At 66.3% G+C, this 9,004-nt stretch carries 6 protein-coding genes; 2 read left to right on the forward strand and 4 right to left on the reverse strand.

Annotation, left to right across the window (positions count from 1 at the left end; all coding sequences use genetic code 11):
• Both A5712_RS27225 and A5712_RS27230 read right to left on the reverse strand, forming a co-directional pair.
• Window positions 1-117 (reverse strand): glycosyltransferase (locus A5712_RS27225; RefSeq protein WP_156766796.1); only part of this gene is annotated, 117 nt, incomplete at its 3' end.
• Window positions 118-133: 16 nt separating this feature from the next.
• Entirely contained in the window at window positions 134-919 is a 786-nt protein-coding gene (locus tag A5712_RS27230) for a phthiotriol/phenolphthiotriol dimycocerosates methyltransferase (RefSeq protein ID WP_082973689.1), read from the reverse strand.
• Window positions 920-1,096: 177 nt separating this feature from the next.
• On the opposite strand from A5712_RS27230, the gene A5712_RS27235 reads away from it, so the two are divergent.
• Window positions 1,097-4,816: an RND family transporter gene (locus tag A5712_RS27235; protein ID WP_082973690.1), complete on the forward strand. Its 3,720-nt coding sequence runs from the start codon at window positions 1,097-1,099 to the stop codon at window positions 4,814-4,816.
• A gap of 2 nt (window positions 4,817-4,818) precedes the next feature.
• Here the strand turns inward: A5712_RS27235 and A5712_RS27240 are convergent, their stop codons facing one another.
• Window positions 4,819-6,573 carry an AMP-binding protein gene (locus tag A5712_RS27240; protein ID WP_068112723.1) on the reverse strand — a complete coding sequence of 585 codons (1,755 nt, stop codon included), beginning with the start codon at window positions 6,571-6,573 and terminating at the stop codon, window positions 4,819-4,821.
• Between the two features lie 139 nt (window positions 6,574-6,712).
• Here A5712_RS27240 and A5712_RS27245 point away from each other — a divergent pair, with 139 nt between their 5' ends.
• Window positions 6,713-8,050 (forward strand): hypothetical protein, encoded by a 1,338-nt coding sequence (locus A5712_RS27245; protein ID WP_231982262.1) that lies wholly within the window; start codon window positions 6,713-6,715, stop codon window positions 8,048-8,050.
• On the opposite strand, the gene A5712_RS27250 is transcribed toward A5712_RS27245, so the two are convergent.
• The gene (locus A5712_RS27250) at window positions 8,003-8,995 is read right to left on the reverse strand and encodes a glycosyltransferase family 2 protein (protein ID WP_068112719.1); all 993 of its coding nucleotides are present in this window, start codon (window positions 8,993-8,995) and stop codon (window positions 8,003-8,005) included. The two genes, A5712_RS27245 and A5712_RS27250, sit on opposite strands and share 48 nt — an antisense overlap.
• Window positions 8,996-9,004 lie beyond the last annotated feature (9 nt).

Below are 9,004 nucleotides of genomic sequence, written 5' to 3' on the forward strand. Positions count from 1 at the left end.
CAGGTTGGGCGGCACCGCAACCCGCACGTCGTGCCCCCGGCGCTGCAGCTCCCGGCCGATGGCGGCGCACGGCTCGATATCGCCGCGAGTTCCGTAGCTCGCCAACGCAAACTTCATGATGGAGTCGAGCCCATCAATCCTTGACGAAGTGGTAGACGCGGTAAGAGAAGCCCCCGGCGCGGCGCAGATCCCAGTCCATCACCCCGACCCCGTAACGGATCAGGGAGTTCATGAATCCGGGCAGGCGGTCACTGATCTGCTGCTGGGTCCGCCGCGTGTTGGCGTCCAGCCCGCGCTTGGCCTCCGCGTCGATGTCCCGTTCCGAGACCTTGCGCAGCGGCGCGCCGGCCAGCGCCGCCTCCCACTCGCCGACGACGGGAGCGCGGCGGGAATCGGTGTACAGGAAATGTCCCCCGGGCCGCAGCACGCGCGCCACCTCCTCGAGGAAGCGGGAGAAGTGGGGGTACTGGTGCGAGGCCTCGACGTTGACCACCGCGTCGAAGGAGCCGTCGGGGAAGGGCAGGTTTTCGGCATCGCCCTGGACGAAATCCAGGCCGGGCAGCTGGTGGCGTTCCCGGCACTTGTCGATGCTGGCGGGGTTCAGATCCAGCCCGGTGTAGGAGGCCGGGCCCAGGTTCCGCACGATGTAGGACGCGCCCCCGCCGGCCCCGCAACTGACCTCCAGCACCTTCTTGCCGGTGAGATCCACCTGCGAGGCGGTCACGTGATAGAGCTGGATGCAGTAGCGGTTGGGTTCGTCGGACGGCGCCAACGGCAGGCCCATCGGAGGGTCCTCTTCATAGCCGAAGTTGAAGAAGACGACATCGTCGCCGACCTGGCGGGTGCCAAGGGGCAGAAAGTACTTCGTGGTGAGCTTGCCGACGAGCGGGTTGGACTGCAGGCGGTATTTGAGAGCCACGGGGAGAGTGTTGCACGGATCCGCGGCGCTACACGGCGAATAGCCGCCTTGACCGCTTCGCGACCGGCAATTGCGCGCCTGACCTGCGCGTTCACCCCAAGATCACAGCAATGTCACGGTCACCGCCCAGATCTTGATTAGCCCACGCGAGTGTGCGCCGGATTGTAGGGTGGTTGGGTGTCGAGCCGGACTGGCACGGGCGAGGCAGCCAAGCCTGGGGGAATCTTCGACCGCATAGGCGACATCGTCGTGCGGTGGCCCCTGCTTGTCATCGCGGGCTGGATCGGCGTGGCGGTCACCCTGGCACTGGTCTTTCCGCCGTTGCCGGTCCAGGCCAGCAAGCGCGAGCCGAAGGCCCTCCCGGACAACGCCCCGACGGTGGTCGTCAACCAGGAGATGGCCAAGGCCTTCGCGATGCCGGGCGCCCCTAAAGCCGGCGGAGACGCCAAGAAGGCCCCGGACGCTGCCGGGGACGGCGGCGGCGACAATCCGCTGGGCGGCGGCGGTTCCCTGCTGATGATCCTGCTCAGCGACGAGAACGGCATCACACCCGCCGACGAGGCCGTCTACGCCAGGCTGGTGGACAAGCTGCGCCAGGACAAGGCCGACAAGCTGACGGTGCAGGACTTTTTGACCAACCCTCAGATGCGCGAGGTCCTGGCGAGCAAGGACGGCAAGGCCTTCATCCTGCCGATCTCGTTCCCGGGCGCCGGCACCGCGCCGTCGACGATCGCGGCCTACCACCACGTCAAAGAGATCGCCAAAGATGTCACCGCGGGGACCTCGCTGACCGCCCACGTCAGCGGACCGCTGGCCACGATCGCCGACGCGACCGAAATGGCGCTCGAAGACGCGCATTTCATTGAGATCGGCACCGTGGTGTCGGTGCTGGCCATCCTTTTCCTGATTTACCGCAACATCATCACGATGTTGGTACCGCTGATCAACATCGGTGCGTCGATCGGAACGTCGCAGGGCGTGCTGTCCGGGCTGAGCGAGATCGGCCTGCCGTTCGCCCTGCAGACCCTCGTCCTGATGACCGCCGTCATGGTCGGGGCGGGAACGGACTATGCCGTCTTCCTGATCAGTCGATATCACGACTATGTGCGAAAGGGCCACACGTCCGACGAAGCGGTCAAGATGGCCCTGATGTCGATCGGCAAGGTGATTGCCGCGTCGGCGGCCACCGTCGCGGTCGCGTTCCTCGCGATGGTGTTCACCAAGCTGGAAGTGTTTTCGACCGTCGGTCCGGCGATTTCGATTTCCGTCATCGTGGCATTCCTGTGTGCGGTCACCCTGTTGCCCGCCCTGTTGGTGCTCGCCGGACGTCGTGGCTGGATCAAGCCGCGTCGCGACCTCACCACCCGGATGTGGCGAATCATGGGCACGCGCGTCGTGCGGCGGCCGCGCGTCCACCTGATCGGAAGCCTGATCGTGCTCATCGGTTTGGCCAGTTGCACGGCGGTGATGCGCTTCAACTACGACGACCTCAAGACGATGCCCGCCTCCGTGGACAGCTCCAAGGGATATGACGTGATGAATCGCCATTTCCCGGCGAACGCGCTGACACCCATGGTGCTGTTCATCAAGTCGCCCTCCCACGACCTGAGGACGCCGGCCGCCCTCGCGGACCTGGAACAGATGGCCGCCCGGGTGAGCCAGCTGCCCGACATCACGATGGTGCGGGGGCTGACCCGGCCCAACGGCGAACCGCTGGAGCAGACCAAGATCTCGTTCCAGGCCGGTGAGGTCGGCAGCAAGCTCGACGACGGATCCCGCCAGATCACCGAGCACGGGAGCGATCTGGACCGCCTGGTCAACGGCTCCAATCAGTTGGCCGACGCCCTGGCGATGCTGCGCGATCAGGTCAGCGGCGCCCTGACCAGCCTCGGCCCTGCGGTCAGCGCGCTGACGGCGATGGAGCAGATGGCGGGCGGCGATAGCACCATCGCCGCGCTCGACCAGGGCGCCGCCCTCACCGGGCGGATGAAGACGCTCGGCGACAACCTCAACATGTCCACCATGAACGCCGAAAACATCGCCGCGTGGGCCACGCCGATGTTGAACGCCCTCAACAACAGCCCGGACTGCAACGCCGACCCGGGCTGCGTGAGCTCACGTTCGGGGTTGGCCGCGATGGTGCAGGCAAACAACGACGGCACCCTCAACTCGATCAAGATCATGGCCCACAACCTGCAAGCGGCCGGGAAATCGCAGACCGTCGGGCAGACGCTGAACACGGCCCAGCAAACTTTGACTCAGGCGTCCAGCGCCATGAAGACGATCCGGGATCTGCAGACCACGATGGGCCAGGCGCAGCAGGGCGCCAACGCGCTTGCCGACGGCAGCCGCGCGATCGCCGGTGGGGTGAAACAACTCGTCGATTCCACCCGACAGATCGGCAGCGGCCTCAACGAGGCGTCGCAATTCCTGTTGAGCATGAAGCACGACACCGACAACAAGCCGTCGATGTCCGGCTTCAACATCCCCCCGCAGATCCTGACGAGGGACGAATTCAAGCAGGGCGCCGCGATCTTCCTGTCCCCCGACGGGCACGCGGCGCGGTATCTGATCCAGAGCGGACTCAACCCGTTCTCCACCGATGCCATGGACCAGATCCCGAAGATCATCAAGGCCGCGCAGTCGGCGCAGCCCAACACCGAGCTGTCGGACGCCACGGTGCAGGTGGCGGGTGTGCCGAGCGGGCTTGCCGACACGCGTAACTATTACAACAACGACATCGGCTACATCGTCTTCGCCACGATCATGATCGTGTTCCTGATCCTGGTCGGCCTGTTGCGTGCGGTGGTCGCGCCGCTGTACCTCATCGGGTCGGTGCTGCTTTCCTACCTGTCGGCAATGGGTTTGGGCGTCCTGGTGTTCCAGCTGCTGCTCGGGCAGAACCTGCACTGGAGCCTGCCCGGGCTGTCCTTCATCCTGCTCGTCGCGGTCGGCGCGGACTACAACATGCTGCTCATCTCGCGCATCCGCGACGAGTCGCCGCACGGCGTGCGGGTCGGCGTCATTCGCACCGTGGGTTCGACCGGTGGCGTGATCACGTCGGCCGGCCTGATCTTCGCGGCCTCGATGTTCGGGTTGATGAGCGCCAGCATCTACACCATGGCTGAGGCCGGCTTCATCCTCGGGATGGGCATTCTGATCGACACGTTCCTGGTGCGCTCGATCACCGTGCCGGCCATGGCCGCGCTGATCGGCCAAAAGAACTGGTGGCCTTCGCACCTCGGCAAGACCCCCGCCCAGGTTTACGCGGCCCACCAGAAGAAGCAGCACCAGCTCAATCAGCTGACCGATCAGCTGGTCAAGATGAAGGTGATTCCCAGCCCGGCCGCCCTGGGACCGGCGGCCGCGTCCTCTGCGACGAGCGCGCCGAGCGAGCCGTTGATTCCCGACGACCTGCTCGTTCGCCTGAAACTCGTTCCGCCCGGACACAAGCCGCGGACGAAGTCGCGTCGGACACGGCCGGCCAGCGTTGCCAAGACGCCGCCGGGCGCCACCAAGAACGGGAAACGGTCGAAGAAACAACGACTTTCGAACCACGCGCTCCCGCTGTTCGACCTCAGCGGCCTGCCGAGCCACCTGACCGACGATCTCCGCGATCCGGGGTTGGATTCCGCCCCGCCCACCAACGGCAACGGCAAGGGCAACCACAAGGGCGATCGCTATCCCGGCCACCCGCTGCCGCTGTTCGGCCAGGACTTCCTGTCGCCCCGGCCAATCACGGTCGGCGCCAACGGAAACGGGCATTCGAACGGCAACGGGCACAGTGAACAATCAGCCGACGACGACCGCGGCAATCCGTTGCCGCTGTTCGGGACGGGCGCCCCGGCGCAGCAGCCCACCAACGGCAACGGGCGCGGCACGCACCCGCTTCTCTAGCCTCAGCCGTCCAACCGGACGAACTCGTCCTGCCGGTAGAGCTCGACGCACTGCGATCGCCTGATCTTGCCACTCGTGGTGATGGGAATCGAACCCGGCGATACCAGAACCAGATCCGCCACCTTCAACCCGTGCGACTTCGAAATCGCGGAGGTGACTTCGCGTTTGACGCCGCGCAGCTTGTCGGCGGCCTCCTCCTCGGAGCCGCCGCGCTTCTTCATCTCGATGATCGCGACCAGCTTCTCGACGCCCTTGTCGGGAACCGCGATCGCCGCGCACCGTCCCGCGGTGATCTCCTGGATGGTCGCCTCGATGTCGTCGGGAGAATGGTTGCGCCCGTAGACAATCAGCAGGTCCTTGATCCGTCCGATGATGAACATCTCGCCGCTGGAGAAGAAGCCGGAGTCGCCCGTTCTCAGCCAGGGCCCTTCGGGTGTCCCCTGCGACGGCTCGACGATCGTCGCCCCGAAGGTCCGCGCCGTTTCTTCAGGCTTCTGCCAATAACCGGCGGCGACGTTCTCGCCGTGCACCCAGATCTCACCGACCGTACCCTCCGGGCACTCGCGACCGGTGTCGGGGTCAACGATGCGGTGCAGCATCGATGTTGGGTTGCCGTAACTGACCAGCGGTGTGCCACTTCCGGTTTCACACCGCACCGCCTCGCCGCCGGGCAGCTTCTCGGAATCGAAATAACCGATTTCGGGGGGATCGCCCACCTGGCGGGTCGACATGTACACGGTGGCCTCGGCCATGCCGTAGCAGGGCCGCAACGCCCGGGGGTCGAAGTTGAAGGGCGCGAACCGGTCCGTGAATCGCTTGAGGGTGGCCGGCTGCACCCGCTCGCTTCCGTTGAGGATGGTGTGGACGACGCCGAGGTCGTGCCCGACCATGTCGTCGTCGGAGGTCTTGCGCACCGCCAGCTCGTAGGCGAAGTTCGGCCCGGCCGAGATCGTGCAGTCGTAGTTGGCCATCATGTGCATCCAGCGGGCCGGCCGCTGCAAGAAGCCCACCGGGCTGGACAGCACCGTCGGTACGCCGGCCAGGATCGGCATGATGATTCCCAGCAGCAGCCCCATGTCGTGGTAGAGCGGCAGCCAGGTCACCACCGTCATGCCGGGCGGCGCCACTCCGCCCTCGGGGGCGAAGAAGTCGCCCATGATCTGCTCGAAGTTGGCGAAGACGTTCTTGTTGGAGACCATGACACCCGCGGGCGTACGGGTGGATCCCGAGGTGTACTGCAGGTAGATGAAGTCCGACCCGTCGTTGGCGCCGGGCCGGGGCCGCGGGCCGGTGGGCCGCTGCCGAGTCTCGAGGTCCAGCAAATCGAGTTCGACGATCGTGGGCGCGGATTGCCCCTGCTGCGACTGCACGGACGCGGCGACGTTGTCGATGACCCCGGACGTCGTCAGGACGACGGCGGGCGAGGTGTCGGCCAGCACCGAGATGGTGCGTTCGTCGTGCGCACCGCCATAGGGAACCGAGAGTGGAACCGCGACCAGCCCGGCCTGCAGGGCGCCGAGGAAACCCAGGATGTAGTCCAGTCCATTGGGGGCGAGGATGAGCGCCCGATCGCCGGTCGACGCGCCGGCCCTGAGCTGTTCGCCGAGGTTGACGACGCGCTTATACAGCTGCGACCACGTCAGGGTGTGCGCGACGCCGTCCCAATCCTGCTCGTAGTCAAGGTATGTGAACGCTGCGTCGTTGGGCTGCAGGCTAGCGCGTTCGCGCAGCACAGCGGGTATGGATGACTGAACCACGGACAACACACTACCTTCGTCGAAAGCGTTTCCGGCCCGGAACGGCCAGGTTACGACCGCGCGGCCCCCCGGCCGCCCCCGATGTCCCCCGCGCACAAAGCGCTCCGCCCCTGCTGGCAAATAAACTACCGTGTACGCGGTGGACAATCGACTCGCACACATGGACCAGGCGTCTTTCCTCGGTCTGCGGGCGCTTGGCTACGGGGCGCACGTGCAGTTCAGCTGGATTTACAACCGTCCCGCAAACGTTGACGGATTGCGCCGCTTCCACCGAAACCTCGGACACGGGTTGCTGGGACGGCTGGTCGAACCGTCGCCGCTACCTTTCGCGCGTGACCGCTGGGTGGTCGCGCGCGGACCCGGCGACATCGAGATCGCCGAAAGATCGCGCTCCCGTGCGGATCTGAATGCCTGGCTGCATGAGCGGGCGTGCCTGCCGCTGGATCCCGAATACGGGCCCGGCTGGCATCTCGGGGTCCTCCCCCTCGACGACGGCGGGACCGCGGTTTGCCTGACGACGTCGCACACCCTGGTTGACGGGCTCGGGATCCTGCAGGCCATCTCCGACGCGGCGGAGGGAAGAACTCGCCACCTGGGCTACCCGGGCCCCGGTTCGCGCACCCGCGGACGGGCGGCGCTACAGGACGCCCGGCAAACGATCGCGTCGGCTCCGGAGCTGGCGCGCGCGGTGGCGGCCACGGTGCGCATCGCCCGACACCGGCGCAAGGACGTGGTCGCCTCGATGACGTCGCCACCGCCTTCGCCGCGCAGGGCCGCCCACGATCGGCCAGTCGTGGTGCCCTACCTGACCGCCTACGTCGACGTGACGGCCTGGGATGCGTGCGCGAAAACCATTGGCGGGAACAGCTTCACGCTTCTCGCGGGATTCGCGGCCAGGCTCGGCGTGCGAATGGGGCGCGTCTGCGACGACGGAACGGTCACGCTGGCGTTCCCGGTCAGCGACCGCACCGAAGACGACACGCGTGGCAACGCGGTGGTATTGCCCACCATTTCGGTCGACCCGGCGCGGCTGTCCTCCGACCTCGGGGAGGTCCGGCTCAAGTTCAAGCAAGCGTTCGCCGACCTCACCGAGATCACCGAGGAGCTGCTGGGGCCGCTCCCTCTTGCCTCGCTGGCGCCCAAATGGGCTGCGCGGCGGGCGGCGGGAATGGGATTGGGTGCCGCCAGCCTTCCCATCGGCTGCTCCAACGTCGGGGATATGCCTCCGGCGACGAACCGCCCGGACGGGACCGACGCCGACTACGCCTTCGGGCGGCTGATCGAACCGGGCATCAACCAGCGCGCCATCGAACGCATGGGCGGGCAGCTGTTCGTCGCTTCGGGCCGGGTGCACGGAAAGATCTTCCTTGCACTCAACGCCTACCTGGCCGGCCGGACCAACTCCCAAACCGCACTGCGCGAGGACGTCTTACGCACGTTCGACGAATTCGGCCTGACCGCCGAGATTCACGGCTAGCGCACGGGCGCGGGGGAATTCGCGAAAAGTGGCCTGCGCCAAGGTCTTCAGATGTTGTGCCCGCTGCGGCCCGAAGACCGCGATCTCCACGACCAGCGCCAGCCATGCGGGAAACCACCAGAGCCGCGCGATGATCCGGACCGAGCGGGGTGACGCCGGGTCGACGGCCAGCCAACTGAGAATGCGCAGCTGATCGAGCACGTAGCGGCGGGAACTCATTACATGCGTCGTTTCGGTGCCCTTCATGTGACTGCGCACCGACAGTTCCCGTGGCACGAAGCAAACGGTCGATCGCAGCATCAGGCGCAACCAGAAGTCCAGGTCAACGAGTTGGTAGATGTCGTTGCGCAGGCCCCCGACGTCGAGTGCCAGCCGGCGCCGGAACATCACGCAGGTCGGTTCGCCCACCCAGTTGTCCCTCAGGCCGCCCAGCGCCGCCTGCCGCACCAACTCGCGCCCGTCATTGCGTTCCCGGAGGTTCCGGAAATGCGTGTACATCTTGCCGTATCGGCGCTGCCACCGCTCGTCGTCGCCCACCACCTGCCGGGGCGCGAACGCGAGCCCGACGGCCGGGTCCTCGAAGCGTTCCGCGAGGGTAGCCAGGGCGCCGGGCAGCAGCCAGTCGTCGCCGTGCACGAACTGAACGCACGTGCCGCGCGCCAGTTCCAAGCACTTGTTGTGGTTTCCGTTGAGGCCGAGACGAGTTTCGTTCCGCACCAGTCGATCTCCGGGGCGAAGCAACGCCGTGCTAATCGCTGCGCAGTCGTCGGACGAATCGTCGTCAACGACCACGATTTCAAAATCGGCACCGTCCTGGTCGATGATGCTCCGCAGACACCGTTCGATTGTGGCGGCGTTGTTGTACGTCGGCACGCAGACCGAGATTGTGGGGGTTGGGGACGAGTCGTCGAGCACGGCTGCCCCTCCCGGTCGTACAGGCGAAATCGGCTCGAG

The organism is Mycobacterium sp. E2327 (assembly GCF_001672675.1).
Classification (GTDB): domain Bacteria; phylum Actinomycetota; class Actinomycetes; order Mycobacteriales; family Mycobacteriaceae; genus Mycobacterium.